Annotated in this window: 11 protein-coding genes; 4 read left to right on the top strand and 7 right to left on the bottom strand. The window is 47.9% G+C overall.

What is annotated here, in order from left to right; translation table 11 throughout:
- Positions 1 to 8: 8 nt before the first annotated feature.
- The 4 genes from AAAA73_RS00320 to AAAA73_RS00305 form a co-directional block, all read right to left on the bottom strand.
- On the bottom strand, positions 9 to 4,778 hold the full coding sequence (locus AAAA73_RS00320) for a beta strand repeat-containing protein (protein ID WP_340596147.1): 4,770 nt from the start codon (positions 4,776 to 4,778) through the stop codon (positions 9 to 11).
- Positions 4,779 to 5,047: 269 nt separating this feature from the next.
- On the bottom strand, positions 5,048 to 5,416 hold the full coding sequence (locus AAAA73_RS00315; RefSeq protein WP_340596146.1) for a hypothetical protein: 369 nt from the start codon (positions 5,414 to 5,416) through the stop codon (positions 5,048 to 5,050).
- Positions 5,417 to 5,540: 124 nt separating this feature from the next.
- Positions 5,541 to 6,326 carry a DUF4423 domain-containing protein gene (locus AAAA73_RS00310; RefSeq protein WP_340596145.1) on the bottom strand — a complete coding sequence of 262 codons (786 nt, stop codon included), beginning with the start codon at positions 6,324 to 6,326 and terminating at the stop codon, positions 5,541 to 5,543.
- A gap of 35 nt (positions 6,327 to 6,361) precedes the next feature.
- Positions 6,362 to 7,165, bottom strand: coding sequence for a TIGR02147 family protein (locus AAAA73_RS00305; RefSeq protein WP_340596143.1), 804 nt, complete (start codon positions 7,163 to 7,165; stop codon positions 6,362 to 6,364).
- Positions 7,166 to 7,332: 167 nt separating this feature from the next.
- Here AAAA73_RS00305 and AAAA73_RS00300 point away from each other — a divergent pair, with 167 nt between their 5' ends.
- Positions 7,333 to 8,829, top strand: a complete 1,497-nt coding sequence (locus AAAA73_RS00300) for a serine/threonine protein kinase (protein WP_340596142.1) — start codon at positions 7,333 to 7,335, stop codon at positions 8,827 to 8,829.
- Between the two features lie 46 nt (positions 8,830 to 8,875).
- Here AAAA73_RS00300 and AAAA73_RS00295 read toward each other — a convergent pair whose 3' ends face one another.
- The 3 genes from AAAA73_RS00295 to AAAA73_RS00285 form a co-directional block, all read right to left on the bottom strand.
- Positions 8,876 to 9,382 (bottom strand): DUF1993 domain-containing protein, encoded by a 507-nt coding sequence (locus tag AAAA73_RS00295; protein WP_340596141.1) that lies wholly within the window; start codon positions 9,380 to 9,382, stop codon positions 8,876 to 8,878.
- A 150-nt stretch (positions 9,383 to 9,532) separates the two neighbouring features.
- Positions 9,533 to 10,465, bottom strand: a complete 933-nt coding sequence (locus AAAA73_RS00290) for a diguanylate cyclase (RefSeq protein WP_340596140.1) — start codon at positions 10,463 to 10,465, stop codon at positions 9,533 to 9,535.
- A 91-nt stretch (positions 10,466 to 10,556) separates the two neighbouring features.
- Positions 10,557 to 11,876: a carbohydrate porin gene (locus AAAA73_RS00285; protein WP_340596139.1), complete on the bottom strand. Its 1,320-nt coding sequence runs from the start codon at positions 11,874 to 11,876 to the stop codon at positions 10,557 to 10,559.
- A 93-nt stretch (positions 11,877 to 11,969) separates the two neighbouring features.
- Between AAAA73_RS00285 and pulA the strand changes: the two genes are divergently transcribed.
- Genes pulA through AAAA73_RS00270 form a run of 3 tightly spaced genes read left to right on the top strand, consistent with a single transcriptional unit; the run spans position 11,970 to position 17,676 of the window.
- Positions 11,970 to 14,660, top strand: a complete 2,691-nt coding sequence (gene pulA, locus AAAA73_RS00280; RefSeq protein ID WP_340596138.1) for a pullulanase-type alpha-1,6-glucosidase — start codon at positions 11,970 to 11,972, stop codon at positions 14,658 to 14,660.
- On the top strand, positions 14,660 to 16,858 hold the full coding sequence (locus AAAA73_RS00275) for an extracellular solute-binding protein (protein WP_340596137.1): 2,199 nt from the start codon (positions 14,660 to 14,662) through the stop codon (positions 16,856 to 16,858). The genes pulA and AAAA73_RS00275 overlap by 1 nt, the downstream gene beginning before the upstream one ends.
- Positions 16,858 to 17,676: a sugar ABC transporter permease gene (locus AAAA73_RS00270; protein WP_340596136.1), complete on the top strand. Its 819-nt coding sequence runs from the start codon at positions 16,858 to 16,860 to the stop codon at positions 17,674 to 17,676. The genes AAAA73_RS00275 and AAAA73_RS00270 overlap by 1 nt, the downstream gene beginning before the upstream one ends.
- The last annotated feature ends 3 nt before the right edge of the window (positions 17,677 to 17,679 follow it).

Here is a 17,679-nt window from a genome sequence, read left to right as displayed (position 1 = left end):
CTTCGATACTACTGCGCGTATCCACTGCTCCAATTCACGTAAACCACGCCGCCAATTCGCATGAAGGAATAAACTGCATTTGCACCTGATGGCGCAGCTGCTGCAGGCAAGAAGTAGAAGGCACCCGAGCCGGCAGTACCAGACAAAGTATCCGGTGACGTTTGACCGAAGCGGCAAATATTAGTTCCGAAAGTACCTGTAACCGCCAAAGTATAAACACCGCCATCGATCATGTTCGAGAACGTGATTTGCGAAGCACAGTTGTTGGTGATAGATTGTGTGTTACCTCTAGACCAATCGACCGCAGAAGCCGCGCCATTCGCATAGCTTTTACCGCGAATCGAACCCTCAACTGCCAAAGCATCACCGGAAGTCGGCGCGTTCACAGTTACGTTACCCGTGCTGGTTACCGCAACACGAGTGGCATTGTTCGTTTCGATATTCACACCATAAGCGTCGTTAGTACCTACAGTTGCAGCAGCAGCATATGAGTTACCACCATTTAGAAGCGGCAAACTGTTACAAACAACATCTCCGGAACCATTGAAAGTAACATACTGACCCGTGGCACAACTATAAGCAGAAAGACCACCAGAACCATTGGTTGCAACCATGCGGTTCGCAGTCAGACCTGTATTCGCCGACCAGTTAACACTGACCGTACCGGAAGTGACTGATAAACCGGAACCCACCTGCATAATACCTTTGGCAGCGGCAGTTGCATCATTAACTGAAATCACTGGAGTCGTCGTACCTGTTACAACCACTGGGGAAGTGCCAGACACGCTAGTTACACCGCCGGCCGCTGGAGCAGCCCATTTTAGAGTACCGTCAGTGTGCACTGTCAAAACGTCATTTGCTGAACCCGCTGGCAAGCGCACAGTGACATTCGAAGCATCTTTAGTGACCAGGTCACCTTTTGTCGTCATTGGCGAAAGTGCATTGAATCCACCCAATGCTGTCGCAGCACCGGTACCACCTTTAGTGATAGGAACCACTGCTGTCAGATTTGCCGGATCCACCGCCAGATTGGCAGCATCAACACTCACTACACCACCTGCAGTTACTGAAAGTCCGGAACCAACTTGTACCGCACCCAGTGCACCCGTCGTTGCAGCACTGATTGTAATGGCTTTTGTCGTTGTACCGGTCACTGAAATCGGAGCAGTACCCGTCACATCAGTGATACTGCCTGTTGGAGCATTGATCCACTGAAGACCCGTCGCCGTGGATGAAAGGATTTGACCATTTGTACCACGAGCGATGCGAACATTGTTGGTGCCATCGTGAGTGACCAGGTCACCACCAGTTGTTAGTGGCGACAAAGCGTCGTAGGCAGCTGCTTTAGTTGTAGCACCTGTACCACCGCTTGCGATTGGAACTGTGTTCAACACGATATTTGAACCTGAAACTGCCAAAGGAGACGAAACACCCAAAGTCGTATAAGTGCCCGCACCTGTTCTTTGCACGATGCCAGTGGAAACCAAACCAGTCAGCTCAGTTGCCACGTTGGAACCCCAACGCATACCACTTGTTTCCGCACTATCAGCCACAAGAACTTGTCCATTGGTGCCGACACTCAACACCATTGGAGCTGTCGCACTGCGAGTGATAAGGTCACCTTTAGCCGCCAATGGAGAAAGGGCTGCGAAACCATCTGCAGCTGTCGTCTGACCGGTACCACCTTTATTGATTGGAACTGCACTTGATAAGTTTGCAGGATCCACTGCCAGGCCGGAAGCATTAACGCTCACCACACCACCTGCAGTAACTGAAAGACCCGAACCGATTTGCACAATACCTGTCGTTGTCGTAGTTGCCACGTCCACGGAAATTACCGGCGTCGTTGTACCGGTTGCGACCTGAACTGGAGATGTACCAGAAACACTTGTAACACCGGTTGCTGGAGCATTGATCCATTGCAAGCCTGTCGCCGTGGAAGAAAGAACCTGACCATTTGTACCACGAGCCATACGCACATTATTAGTGCCATCGTGAGTTACGATATCACCACCCGTCGTCAACGGAGATAGTGCATCGAATGCCGCAGTTTTAGTTGTTGCGCCAGTACCACCACCAGAAATTGCTAATGTACTTGCCAACGATGAAGCGACGATACCAGTTAAATTCGAACCATCAAGAGCTGGCAGCTTGCCATCAGAACCAATTTTCACAATTTGATTTGCAGAAGTACCTGTATTTACGGTTGCAACGCCACCAGTAACGGAGATACCTGAAGTATTCGCATCAGTGGCAAATTGCACGATACCTTTTGCAGAATAAGAAGCATCAACTGGCGAACCACCTGTAGCATCATCTGCCATAACCCAGTTGCCTGATTGATATTTCAAAATTTTACCATCAGCAATACCCGTAGTAACTACTGGCACACCTTTGATTTTATCCACTACCGTCGCAGCTTGAGTTCCGCTGACATCGCCAACAAGATTCCCCGAGAAATTTGCCACTGAAGTCGGAAACGGAAGGTTCGTCAATTGCGAACCATCCACTGCTGGCAATTTGCTGGTGCCATCCAATTTTACGATTTGATCAGCACCTGTACCGAAGTTAATTTTCGCAACACCGGAACCATTCACAATCACGCCTGAAGTGGCGGCATTGGTATCAAACTGCACAAGGCCTGTCGCTGAATAAGATGCAACACCTGGTGCACCACCAGTGTTATCGTCACCCAAAACCCATTTGCCACCAGCAGCCGTGTCGTATTTCAACACCTTACCAGTTGCGACACCCGTCATATCAACAGTTTTACCTCTGATACCTTCAACAACTGTTGCACCTTGAGTACCAGTGACATCGCCAACCAAAGAGCCAGAGAAGTTTGTCACTGAAGTTGGAACCGGAAGATTCGTCAATAGTGAACCATCCACTGCTGGCAATCTTGCAGATCCATCCAGAACCACAACTTTGCCGGCCGTCGTGCCTGAATCAACAACCAAAGTACCAGTACTTAATGTCAAACCAGCGCCATAAGAAAGACCCAGGTCAGTACCAGTTACGTTTAATGGAGCTGCAGTGCCAAGTGCAGCGTAAGTACCAGCACCCGTTCTTTGCACGATTCCCGTACCAGTAATTGTAGTTAAATCAGTAGCTGTTGTAGTTGCAGCGACACAGCTTGCAACTCCAGAAGCATTAAATGAAATAGTTTGGCCCGTTGTACATGCCAGGGAGGAAATGGCTCCGGTTCCATTGCCGATCAGGAGTTGACCTGTCGTCAGCGTAGTTGCACCAGTACCGCCTTTGCTGACTGGAACTGCACTGGAGAAGTTCGCTGGATCCACCGCAAGGCCAGAGGCATCCACACTTACCACACCCGCTGCCACAGAAAGGCCCGAACCCACCTGCATGATACCTTTGGACGAAGTCGTCGCATCAGCCGGTGTACCACCAGTATTATCGTCACCCAAAACCCATTTGCCGCCAGCAGCCGTGTCGTACTTCAACACTTTGCCTGTTGCGACACCTGCCATATCAACAGTTTTACCTCTGATACCTTCAACAACTGTCGCACCTTGAGTACCCGTTACATCACCAACCAAAGAACCCGAGAAATTCGCAACAGATGTTGGCGTTGGAAGATTCGTTAAAAGAGAACCATCCACTGCTGGCAATTGGCCAGTTCCGTTTAGTTTTACGATTTGATTGGCACCTGTGCCGGTATTAACGGTAGCCACACCCGCAACAACTGAAACTCCTGAAGTTGCAGCATCCGTATTAAAGCGCACGATACCTTTTGCTGCATACGACGAATCCACTACCGTTGAACCGGAATCATCATCAGCAAAAACCAGATTACCACTGGAATACTTAAGAACTTTACCATCGGCCACGCCCGTCGTTACAACCGGATAGCCTTTTACTTTATCCACAACAGTTGCAGATTGAGTTCCTGAAACATCACCCGCCAATGAGCCCGTGAAATTTGTCGCAGAACCGGCAGTCGTAGCCGTTGTGGCCGTTGTTGCTGTCGTCGCACTTGCCGCAACGATATTCGTCAAAGCTGAACCATCCACCGCAGGAAGTTTGCCAGTGCCATCAAGTTTAACGATTTGATTTGCACCCGTACCGAAGTTAACACGCGCTACTCCACCGGAAACCACGATACCTGAAGTCGCCGCATCCGTCAGAAACTGCACCAGCCCCTTAAGAGTATAAGAAGAATCAGTGGCCCCGCTACCTGCCGGAGTGTCGCAACTGAATACTGATCCATTGTATGCCAGGAACTCGCCAACACCACAGGTGTCCAATTCTGTTCTTCTGACGTAATCAGTGGCAACCAACCCGCCCAGGCGTTCAGCTGTCAAAGAATTCGTAGCGTATGGCACCGAACGAATTTCAGCTGCCGGAGTGATATGATTCCACGATCCCGTGCCATCTGCTGCAAAGTGAACATCCAGGAAGCGCTTATCGCTGGAGGAAACCAGATGACTTCCGCCTTCAAGACAGCTCACCGTTGCGGCATTGTTCATGTAATCAGTTACTTTTGCAGATCCATTCGGATAGTTGGACGTGCCTTCGCCAATAGCGACATCAAATAAACCATCAGTAGAAACGGGCACCAGATCTTTTTGTTCACGATAGATTGTACAGTTTGGATTATTACCACCAGCTTTATCCACCATGATGGAAAAGCTGAATGATGCCATGGTAAAACCTGGACTTCCACCCGACGCGGCTGTGATACGGCCTTGATAGGAAAATGTGGAAGGAGTTGCATTTGCTACGCCGAACACGAGCATAGAAGTGAACATAAACATGATTCGAATTTTACAGAATCTTGTATTTTTCATCCTATCCACACGTCCTCCTAAACATTCCAGAAAGCGACTTTGACTCCATTATTTTTCGGAGGAATGTTGAAATTGCTGAAGAATTCCCAGAATAATAATGCGAATATCATTGGGAAACAGTGTGGAGTGCTTAGAATGAGTCGTTAAGAAGTAGTGAAATGATACTATGAACGGCGTTCCCTAACAGAGTGTTAATGAACCATGATTACGCGAATACAAATGTGAACACTGTTTGATTATCGAAGATCGGCTAAACCTGCGGAAGCTAGCTGAAGGGCGTGACAAAGACGTCGACCACTCCCTCCCTGGACATTGCTCTGGTGGGGGTTCTGACAGAATAAATTAAGGCAGGATTCGATCATGTTCTGATCCAGAGATGAAACTTGTGAGCATGTTTGCTTGGTTTCAGCCAAAAGTTTTTGGGCTGATGGATCGGAGCTTTCAGTTGCCGGTGATACCGAAGTCAAGTCGATGGAACTGTCAGCAACAAATGCAGATGTTCCACCCAGCAAATCCTCTGTGCCCAGCTTGGCGCAGTTTTGATATCCCATCATCACTATCGGTGTTCCAAGAAACACCACCAGTTTACTGAAAGAAATCCGCATCGCCCCTCCTGCCATGAACTCCACATGCAAAATCAGGACATAGCGAAAATTCCGGTTTTTTAAATCAGGTTTGAATTGAACTGTTTATATTCTGAAAATTGCGCATTTCCTTAACAGGAAAAAATCACGACTCAGTTATATCCCCTGACTGATGCCAGAGAGTTTCAGATTGAGACTCGCTGACGTCAGTCAGGGGATATAATTGAATGGATAGATTGTACACCTGAGTTTTCGGACCATCTTCCAACAACAGGCAAAGCTTGCGGCGGAACTGTGTGATCACTTGCTTCGCTTCCTCAAACTTCTCCACGTTAATGGGCATCGTGATGGTTGTAAAATTGCGCTTTGTCGGCGGCACTGAATACAGCACTTCCGTTGTTTTTCGCAAATTTGCAGCATGCCCTTCCACGATTACGGATCTTGGAATATCTGTGGTTGTAGTGAACTGTTCAGGCACACGCAGCCATCGGTCATTTTTCTTTTTGATGATTTTCAAAGATTCCAGAAGCTGAAGACATTCATCGATCTTTTCTTCCGACAATGCCAGGCGCTTTGCCATCCAAGGTGTGGAGCTGTCGAAGTCATCGGTCTTCATCAGGTTCAAAATCGCATAGGGTTCCCAGCTGGTAACCAAGCGCATTTCCTGCTCTTCCAAAACCTTTTGTGACGTCATCCGTTTGGCACGAACGCTGACAAACCCGGATAAAACAGCCTGTTCTTCCTGAGTCAGATTTAAACCATAAGAAATTTTATTGGAGTAGTGATCACTTAAAGGACGGCGTTCGTGAAAGATCTCGTTCAAACGACCGGGAGAGATACCTGCTTTTTGCGCGAGAGCACGCATTGAAAAACGGGCGTTCTTCTTTTGCATCTCTTCTAGTTTGGCGCTCAAAAACTTGTTTAAAGTCATAGGTGTCCCTTGAGGGGACACCATAGCTTATCGAATTAAACTTTATCAAGTTCGACGCGCGGCACCTGATGCAGATTCGCTCCAGATGACGATTTCGCAACGTCTTTGGATACGGACAATGGGAACATTTGAATGTTCAGGGAGTAAACTTCGCTCTGGGTTCCCTGCTGCAATAGACGCAGGATTCTGCCGCGAAAGCGCTCAATCATACGCTCTGCCACTGGGATTTGCTGAGGATTGATAGTCAGAGTTACCCCTGTGTAACTGGAGTTCATCTCCAGGTCCATCGCCTGACTGGCCTTTTCAAGGTATTTTTTATAGTGTGTACGACCCTCTTCGCCAGCGCACTCATAAGATGTGATCAAGCGACGATGAACAATTTCCAAACCACGCTCTTCCTGACGGACCAATTCCATCTTTTCCAAGTTAGCCAGGGCTTGCTCCACTGCCTCTAGCGGCAATGCCAGACGCTCAGAAATCCAGTTTACATCATCGTTGCCATTGGAAATTCTTAGCAGATTCAAAATAGCGTATTCTTCCCAGCCGCCCATGATGGCATTGCTCTTCACACCAACTACACGGTCAGAACTGAAGCGACGGGAGGTTACAGAAATATAGGATCTCAACTGTTGGCGTTCATCCTGATTCAAGCCCAATCCTGTCGAGATCTTTTCAAAGTAGAACTCTGACAAAGGTCGCTTACCGCGAATCAATTCACTCAATCGGCCCGGAGTGATGCCGATTTTATACGCAACCATACGCAAAGAAATGCGTCTATTGGTTCTACGTAGTTCTTCAAATTTGTTCATCATGAATTCTGTAATAGTCTGGTTTTGCATGAAAACATTATTGTGTACCTGAACAGTATTATCCAGAGATCCCGAGGGCTTACACCCACTTACCGCTCCCTCAATTTTAACACGGGAACAACGTTTCCAATTATGGAACACTTTTTAATCCAGTCGAAGTCATGAGCATTCACTAAAAAACCGAATAGAATTCACAGATGAAGACACCTAAAAGAATCGGCCCATATCAAATCATACATCGTATCGCCGAAGGCGGTATGGCCGAAGTTCATTTGGGAAAATCAGAGTCACGATTCGGTGTCAGCAAACTTGTGGCAATTAAAACCACACTGCCTGATTCAACCAATGCCGAGATGTTCAAAGAAATGTTTTTCAAAGAGATTCGCGTCAGTGCGAATCTGAATCACCAGAATATCGTAAAGATCTATGATTTCGGTGAATCTGAGAATCGTGCCTTCATGGTGATGGAATACATCCATGGAGTGACGCTAAGGGATTTGCTTTCCTATCACCGCGATAAGGAAGAGCCACTTAACACGCAGTTTGTCCTTTATATAGTTCATCAGGTGGCATTGGCCCTGGCCTACGCTTATCAGTCGGTGGATCCCCAAACAGGCTCACAGCTTCGCCTGATTCATCGGGACATTAGCCCCCACAATATTTTGATTTCCTTCGAGGGCGAGGTGAAGATCATCGACTTTGGAATTGCCAAAGGCAATGCCGAGGAATCACACACGCAGGTCGGTCAAATGAAGGGCAAAGTCGCTTACATGAGCCCTGAGCAGGTGAACGGCGAACCTCTGGATAACCGCACTGACATTTTCTCTTTGGGAATTGTATTTTGGGAAATGCTGGCCAACGCGCGCTTTTTCGGAGGTGCGACGGTTGGTGAAGTGAAGCAGACCATCCGATTGTATGACGTCGAAAATCTCCCCACAGCCATTATCAAAGATCGCAGTGCGGAGCTGTTAAATGTTTTGCCAACCATGCTTCATCATAATCCACGCTCCCGCGCAGAGGATGCCGGAGAAGTGGCCCGTCAGATCGGAACACTTCTATCCACGAAGCATCCGGATTTTTCCGCTCTGGCTTTGGCGGACTACTTGAAAGAAGTTTTCGCAGTGACCTACAAAGACACTCTGGAAAAGATCCGTCAGTTCGTCATCGAGGACGACAAAACCATGACGATCAATACAACCACCACTGCCGAAGAAGTGTTGTCGTTGTTAACTCAGAAAACTATCACCGACCCGCAACTGGTCTTAAAAAATGCCCGCGTGCCGACTCCTCCCCAGCACAAACTGCCGGGAATGACGATCGAGAGAGCAACAAAAAAGAATCCCCAGATTTCCTTCGATGGATTTTCCAAGAAGCTTTCTGAGGGACCCGCTTTTAATAACTTTGTGAGTGTGGCGGTTGCTGTCGCATTCCTTTGGACAGCCGTGCTGATGATTGGACAAGAAACCACAGAAACCGCACCACCAAAAATCGTGGCGCAAGTGCCCGTGTTAACACCAATTCAACCGCGCAGAGTTGCGCCACAGCCTGTGCTGCCAGCGCCACCAAGTCCTTTTAAGAAGCCACCGACTTACAGAACGGGACAAAAGAAAGTCGTAAAGAAAAACCGACTCCCGTCTTCAACAAAACCGGTTGGCAAAAAAAACCATCCGCAACAACGTAATTATCGAAAATAACAATCCCGCAATTTCCACATCCGAATCGGATGTGGAAACGCGCAAGCTACTTTTTAAAAGGCATCGGCCCCAGGTAATCTTTCTTACCCACTTCAACACCATTGTGACGAAGGATTGAGTAAGCTGTTGTTACGTGGAAATAAAGATTTGGCAAAGCGTGATGAGAAACGAACTCTGCTCCGGTCACCCACTGACCTTCCCAACGGGGAGTCGTGATCTTTTTTGATTCAGAATCTTTAAAATCAGCCGCAGACAAAGATTCCAAATATCGAATTGTGCCTTTGATTCTTTCCTGAAAATCAGCATAAGTTATTTCAGTGTCAGGATGTGTTGGTGCTGTTTTTTCAGTTAAACGGAAAGCCGCAAGCTTGGCAGTATCGCAGGCAATTTGAATTTGGCGAGCCAAAGGAAATTGATCCGGAGCCAAACGAGAGTTCAATAGAACATCCATATCGATTTTTTTCGACTCGGCAAACTTCGCGCCTTTTTCCAGAACGTTTTCCAAATTGTGAAGTGTTTTAATAAAATACGGGACTGTGATTTCGTAAAGCATGGCTACCTCCAAAGGTAGCCTCATTTAAACGAAACTTTGGGGAAGTTACAATGGTGTGGACGAAGCGTTAAAAGAGCAGCCTGCCGAGCACAAAAAACCCACAACTCTTTCGAGCTGTGGGTCGTATTTAATCTTTAACTCGCAAACTGATTATGGAGCAACTGTGACCATGTTTCGGCCACCTTGTTTTGATTGATACAAGGCTTTATCGGCACGTTCGTACAACTGAGTCCACTCTGTTTCTGCTGCATATTTTGTCGCAACACCGACAGAGATCGTGACAGCAATTTTCTTGCCTTCAAAGACAAACTCGCTGGTTTCGATTGTGTGACGAATACGTTCACCAACCTCAGCTGCCACCTTGGCATTGGAGCCGGAAAGCAGCAGAACGAATTCCTCCCCACCGTAGCGGGCAAAGAAGTCATTCGCACGAATCAGTTTCATAATCACGATACGGCAAAGTTCCTTCAGAACGTAATCGCCGCCCGGATGTCCGTAACCGTCGTTGATTTTTTTGAAATGATCGATATCAAAAGTAACCAGACTTAATGGCTCGTTCAAAACTTCAGAACGCTTCATCGCCTCAGGTCCTTTTTCAATCAAGGCCCCTTTGGAATGCGCACCAGTCAGCGCATCTTTTTGCGCACGCTCGTACAAAGCGGAAGTACTCATCGCTTCCAAGCTGCCTTTTTCAAGGAACTTGAAAATAACGTTGCCAGTTTTAATCTGATCATTGTTTTTCAAAAGGCAGGAAGCCAATGCTGGAATCGTTTGACCGTTAACCACTGTTTTATTGGTGGAGCCCAAATCAATGATCGAAACCTCACTTCCGTTCACTGCGAACTTGGCATGGGAACGACTTAAACTTTTATCATCGATGTAAACCTGACTCTCGACGGAACGACCGATTGTGATATCGCTCGCCGTGATCGGATACTGTTTACCCACGTAACCCGGAGGCCCGATCAAAACCAAAATTGCCGGAGGCACTTCATCAGCCTCACGCAATCTTCCTTTGAAGGTGTCGCTCGCAACTATACTGGTTTTTTCCAAATTATCAGAAGAATCGTCATTGTTAACCATAACGACAATTATAGGGAAGGGAGCAAGGCGTGACAATGAACCAAATAAACCCCGACCTTGGATCGGGGTTTCGTATCAAATTAGAACTAAATTAAAACCAAACTTCGTATTGGTAGCCCACATTGAAGCCGTTATTTTTGTCCGCGAAAGTCGGAGCTGCGCTACCGATATAGCCGCCTTTATTGGCATCATTCCAGAACGAGTATGCAGCGTAAGCTCTCATGACCGGACGACCCCACATACTTTTCGTGAAGGACAACTGCGGAGCGATGGCAACACGACCTAGATCACGGGCTCCAACGCCTTCACTTTCATCTTCGTAGCGGTTGTAACCAGTTTCAAGAGCCACCTGAAAACGATCCGTGAAATAGTAAATCGGACGTATACCAATTGCCTGCCACTGCACTCGATCATTTTGCTCTTTACCGTTGCTGCCGTAGTTTGCGGCAAATCCAAACAATACCGCCCAGCGATCAGTCACATCCATGGACCAGTCTTCAACAAGGCGCACATTCCAGGCTTTGTTTTGTGCAAGCTGGTCCGCCTTCGCTGTATCCACCGCACTGTTACCGTAAACATTGAAGCCACTCATCGCACCCTGGCCGAATTCCAAGGCCGCTTTGTTGTAGCCTGAAAACGCCGGACCTTCCAATTTCGTTGCAAGAACATATCCGTTCGTTGCCTCAAAAGTTGTCACCGGTGCTGTAGTGGTCGTGCTTCCTTTCGCCCACGCGTAGACTCCCCAGAAGCTGATTTTTTGTTCTGCAAATACAGGAATAGACGTGTAGCGGAAATCCCAGATATTCAAAACCGGGCGACCGACTGAAGTGGTGTTGAAGTCTTCATTGGCTTGAATCAGATTCGCGATGGCCAACTTGCCCGGTCCCACAGGAATCGCTTCCAGTCCGGCACCAACACCGGCCATTTCGCCATAGTAGTACCAATCAAAGATAAACAAATCGATATCGCGGTAGAATCTTTTCCCCACCCAATATTCGATGGGATTGCCATCGAAACCACCGGCTTTTACGTAGGCTTCGATCTCGGATTTTGGAATCGAAACCGTAGCCGTCGGATTGGTCCCTGAAGTATCTATAGTCTGTTTGCCAGACTCCCATTGACGCAAGCCCTCAGAACTATATGCATAGCGAAGTTGCGTTCGGAAAAAAGAGGGATCGGCCTCTGTAGCTTTTTTATGGTGAAAAACAAACCCCAATTCCGTGTAGAAATCGCATTCATTTCCTAAACGCAGGAAATTACCGGGCAAATCTTGGTTGCGGAAACACTCCATCTTACCCCCCTCTTGGCTGACACCAGTTCCGCCACGAAGATAGGTTGTAAAGTCCGCATCCAGAGCATATGCGTCAAAAGACGCGAGCAAAATCGTAAGAACCCAAAAGATTTTTTTCATACACCATTCCTTGAAAAACCCGAGGCTTACCCATAAAGTCCCGCCCTGGCCAGAACTTATGCGTGGAATTAGCAAAAAAATTAAGGGGATGCTTTGCTAGATCGAACCTTCAAGAACCTAAGTGCTATTAGTTTTATCGTGGCGATTGCGATGCTTATTGCCGGCAATACTGTTGTTGCCGCAACGGCTCCGGCGCGCGCTCAATGGCTCAGCTCTCAAAAAATGTTGGTGAAGCTTCCACAAGGACTGCGCGTTGCTGACAACATGATGTTCCAACTGGCTAACTCTGAAATTAATTTCAAAGATGTTTCGCGCACTTACCCCCTTCCGGTGCTGCAACGTCAGGACAACTATGCAGTTGTCAGTACGGCTTCTTTAAATCGTCAGATCATTGAAGATCTTATTCATCGTCCGCTGAAAGTTTTCGTGACGAACGATAAGAATCAGCTCCTGGACTCGACACCGATTCAATATGCCGGTCTGCTGGATGAGCTTTACGCTTATCATGGCAACGATCTTGGATTGACGAATCAGGGCTCCCAGTTTCAGTTGAAACTTTGGGCACCAACAGCTTACAGCGTGCGTGTAGCACTGTTTGCATCCCCGACATCGCTGCAATCAGATGTTGTACTTGTTCCGACTTATCAAAACGGTGTTTGGACGACATTGGTTCCTCGTCAGTATCAAAATTATTACTACCTGTACGAAGTCAGTGTTTACCACCCGCTTACAGATAAAATGGAAACGTCACTGGTCACTGATCCCTATAGTCTGAGTCTTGCTATGAACGGGGCAAAATCTCAACTGGTTGATTTGGAGAGCGCCGAATCAAAACCATATGGATGGGATAACCTGACAAAACCCTATTTGAATTCTTTCAAAGACATAACAATCTATGAACTTCACATCCGTGACTTCAGCGCGAACGACGACAGCATCCCCTTCGTTTACCGCGGTACTTATGATGCCTTTGCGCAAACCAGCGGCAATGGCTCCCAGTATTTGAAATCCTTGGCGGACGCCGGTTTGACTCATTTGCATTTGCTGCCGTTTAACGACATTGGCTCAGTGAATGAAAATCGAGCCACCTGGGAAACCATCAATCCATCGTCTTCCAATTTGCAGGACGCTCAAGGGGCGCTTGCGCAAATTCGTGCCCGTGATGCCTTTAACTGGGGTTATGATCCGGTTCATTTCTTCGTACCGGATGGCAGCTATGCGATGGATCCCCATGGACTTTCCCGTGTGCGCGAAACTCGCACCATGGTTCAGGCGATCAACAATCTGGGCCTGCGCGTGGTACAGGACGTGGTGTTCAACCATACCTATGAAAACGGCTTAAGCGCTTTCTCTGTTTTCGATAAAATTGTACCGCTTTACTACTATCGTCTGACGGATGATGGCTACACTCACAGCAGTTCGTGCTGCGCGGATACCGCGAGTGAAAACTTCATGATGGAAAAACTGATGATCGATTCGGTTGTCCACTGGGCAAAAGCATACAAGATCGATGCTTTCCGTTTTGATTTGATGGCCTTCCACTCCCGCTCAACGATGATGAAGATCAAGGATGCTTTGCGCTCCCTGACTTTGCAGCGTGATGGCGTTGATGGCTCCCGCATCTATTTATATGGTGAGGGCTGGCCCTTTGGTTCGTTCTATAACAAGAATCCGCAAGAGGCGATGAGCCAGCTCAATGCCTATGGCACGGGAATCGGCTTCTTCAACGACCGTTTGCGCGATGCTGTCCGCGGCGGAACAACAAGCTCCTCTGAAAAATCAGATCAGGGTTTCGCGACCGGTCTGTATTTTGATTTCAACAACGAACCTGCCAACCGCAACACGCCCACTGATTTGAATCTGCAAATGGGCAAACTTCGCCACTTGGGTGACGTTGTCAAAGTGGGCTTGGCTGGAAATCTGCGCGACTTCACTTTCCGTGAGCACTACGGCAACGTGATTTACGGTGGCAACCTGATGTATCGCAACAGTCCGGTTGCGACCTCTGCCGAGCCGATCGAAACCATCAATTACGTCTCCGCACACGATGGTTACACATTGTGGGATGCTGTTCAGGCGAAAGCCCCATTCTACTCTTACGGCCGTACGCCGGGAACTGCTTCCGCCAGTGAACGTCAACGTATGCATCAGTTGGCCATGGCGATTCCAATGCTCAGCCAGGGAATTCCATTCATGGAATCCGGCGTGGAATTATTGCGCTCAAAAAATGGTGATCAGGATTCCTATGACTCCGGTGATTTCTTCAATCGCCTGAACTGGCATGGAAATGACAACTACTGGGGCGAGGGTCTGCCACCCGCTTGGAAAAACTATGATGACTGGTCCTTCTGGCAGCCTCGTTTGCAGGATCCGGCTTTGAAAGTCACTCCTCAGTTGATCTCTCAGACTTCAAACTACTATAAAGCACTTCTGCGTCTTCGCCGCAGCAGTCCCCTATTCAAAATGAACTCTTTGGATGAGATCATGAAGGGCCTGGTCTTCATTGATAATGAAGGCACGATTGATCCAGGTTTGATCGCCATGGTTCTGCACGATCAGCGTGAAGCGATTCTGGTTTTGTTTAATAGCTCGAAAAATCCTCGAGTGTTCTCTCACAAGGTACTGAGCTACAACTGGGGTTTCGATCCTTCGTTTGGCCCGCATGTGGATCCTGCGCTTGCGCAAGTGATTCTGAATCGCGCTCAGTCCCAGATCCAAATTCCAGGCGTGACGACAGTGGTTCTGCGCCTGAATAAGGGATCCCTGTTCAAAGGTGTTAATTGATGCGCTATTATTTGTTTTTGCTGATCACATTCTGTTCAATGGCGGCGCAAGCCGAAAAAATCCGGGTGCACGTCTGGCATCAGATGATTTATGGACACCGTCAGGTCCTTGCAGAAGTTTTAAAAGATTTTGAAAAACAAAATCCCGACATCATCGTTCAGTCCACTTACCGTGAAACAGAAGAGCTGCGCAGTGGATATCAATCAGCTGCCATGGGTGGCTCGGGCCCTGAATTGGTTTACGGTCCTTCTGACCAAATCGGTCCGTTTGCAACCATGGGAATCATCCGTCCTTTGGACGAAGTCTTGGGACAGGATTATTTCACACAGTTCGACCCTTTAGCCGCGCCAACTTACAACGGCAAACATTTCGCCATCGGTGACTCCGTCGGAAATCACCTGATGTTGATCTATAATAAAGCCATTCTGCCTGTCCCGCCTCGTAACTCTGATGAATTGATCGAGATGGGGCGCCGCCTGACTGTTGATCGCAACAAAGACGGTCGCGTGGATCAATGGGGCTTGGTCTTCAATTATACAGAGCCGTTTTTCTTTGCGCCTTTCATTCCGGCTTTTGGTGACGACTTCATCAAAAACGATGTGCAACCGAACCTGAATACGTCTGCCTTGGCGAACACCTTCCAATTTATTTTGGATTTGCGCGATAAGTATAAAATCATCCCGAAAGAGTGCGATTACGAAACTGCCAACGCCCTTTTCAAAGACGGCAAGGCTGCCATGCTGATCAATGGTGACTGGTCTTGGGGCGACTACAAAGAAGCCAAAGTTGATTTTGGCATCACCCGTATTCCGATGATTTCCGGCACTGGCAAATGGCCAGCCTCCCTGGTTGGAACCAAGGGTTATTCACTGAACGTGAATATGAAGTCTCCGGAACATGAAGCGGCTGCGATTAAACTTCTGCGTTACCTGACATCGACCGCCGTGCAATTGCAATTCGCCGAAAAAGTGGGAACCCTTCCTTCCAATCTGGAAGCCCGCAATACCGACGTTGTAAAAAATAATCCACTTCTGAAAATCTCCGCTGACATTATGGAAGTCGGCCACCCAATGCCCATCGTACCTGAGGTCCGTGCCATCTGGGACAGCTTGCGCATTCAATACCAAAAAGTATTGGCTGGCAGTTTGACTCCACAAGCTGGTGCGCAAGGCGCGCAGGTTTTGGCAGAAAAACAAATTTCCGAAATGAACGAAGTATTGCAACCGGATGCCGGCGCCATCGTCATCAAAGTCTTTTTTGGACTGGTGATTCTGCTTGTTCTGTGGACTGGTCGCAAATCCCTGGTTGCGTTTATCAAAGGCTTCAATGGTCCGAATCGTTTTGCGTATTATATGATGCTGCCAGCATTCATCGGAATCTTTGCGGTCATCGTTTATCCGTTCTTTTATAATATCGCGATTTCATTTTCGAACTTCTCGTTGCGCACGTTCCAGGACTGGTCCCTTGTTGGCTTTACTCATTACGTGAATGCACTCTCTGATCCGAAGTTTTACTCCCTGTTCCTGAAAACCATTATCTGGACGGTCTCCAACGTTTTCTTCCACGTCACTCTAGGGGTTTTCCTAGCGGTGGTGATTGATTCTGTGATGCCATTCAAGGGATTCTGGCGCGCTCTTTTAATTATCCCATGGGCAGTGCCTCAATACATCACCGCACTCACCTGGCGTGCGATGTTCAATCAGGAATACGGGCCGATTAACATCTTTTTGCAAAACTTCCTGCAACTGTCGCCGGTTCAATGGTTAAGTCAGCCAACCACGGCATTCATCGCCTGTATCATCACCAACGTTTGGTTGGGATTCCCATTCATGATGATCGTTGCATTGGGTGGCTTGCAATCAATTCCAGGCTCACTGTACGAAGCCGCTCGTCTGGATGGCGCCACTTCCTGGCAGCGTTTCCGTCACATCACGTGGCCATTGCTTTTGCCAGTCATGGTACCGGCGGCACTTTTGGGTTCGATCTGGACTTTCAACAATTTGAATGTGATCTGGCTGGTATCCAACGCCGGCGAACCGGGCGACCAAACACACATCCTGGTATCCTATGTTTATAAAGCGGCCTTCAACTTGTATCGCTATGGTTACGCGGCTGCGGTTTCAGTTCTGATCTTCCTGATCCTGGTTATCTGGGGATTGGGCATGCTCAAGTCTCAGTACAAAAAGGAGACCAAGTAATGTTGAAACGTCTTTTTGCATGGATCTCTGTTTTGTTGTTCGCGGTGTTTTCACTGTATCCGATTGTCTATGTGATCTCCGTGTCTTTGCGTGGCGATAACGCCTTTCAAACTCAAAGCCTGGAAATCATCGGACCCAACGCCACTTACAAAAACTTTGTTTCACTTTTCACCGAAACTGACTTTTTGATCTGGATGAAAAACTCATTGATCATCAGCGGTGTGACGACCCTGGCGGGTGTTGCCCTGGCTTCATGCAGTGCCTACGCTTTGTCACGCTACCGCTTTCGCGGTCGTAACATGATGCTGTTCTCTTTGCTGACGACACAAATGTTTCCGGCAACGATGTTGATGCTGCCGTTTTTCATTATTTTGTCCCAGTTACACCTGATCGACAGCTTTTGGGGTTTGTTCATTATTTACTCCTCAACCGCACTGCCATTCTGTATCTGGCAAATGAAGGCCTACTACGACACTATTCCGCGTGAACTGGAAGAAGCTGCATTATTGGATGGCTGCTCCCGCTGGATGATTTTCACAAAAATTATCCTGCCAATTTCCTCCCCGGCGTTGGTTATCACGGCATTGTTCAGTTTCATGGCCAGTTGGTCAGAGTACGTTATTGCAGCTGTGGTACTGCAGGATCCGCAGCTTTACACATTGCCATTGGGACTTCGTTCGTTCCAGGCAAGTCTTGCCACTCAATGGGGCCTGTATGCAGCAGGAGCATTGATCGTCAGTATTCCTGTTTTGATTTTGTTCATCAGTATTTCCCGTTATTTGGTCTCTGGTATGACAATGGGAAGCGTGAAGGGTTAGGTG

It is taken from the genome of Bdellovibrio sp. GT3 (assembly GCF_037996765.1).
Classification (GTDB): domain Bacteria; phylum Bdellovibrionota; class Bdellovibrionia; order Bdellovibrionales; family Bdellovibrionaceae; genus Bdellovibrio.
This window is presented reverse-complemented; position numbering and strand designations above follow the sequence as displayed.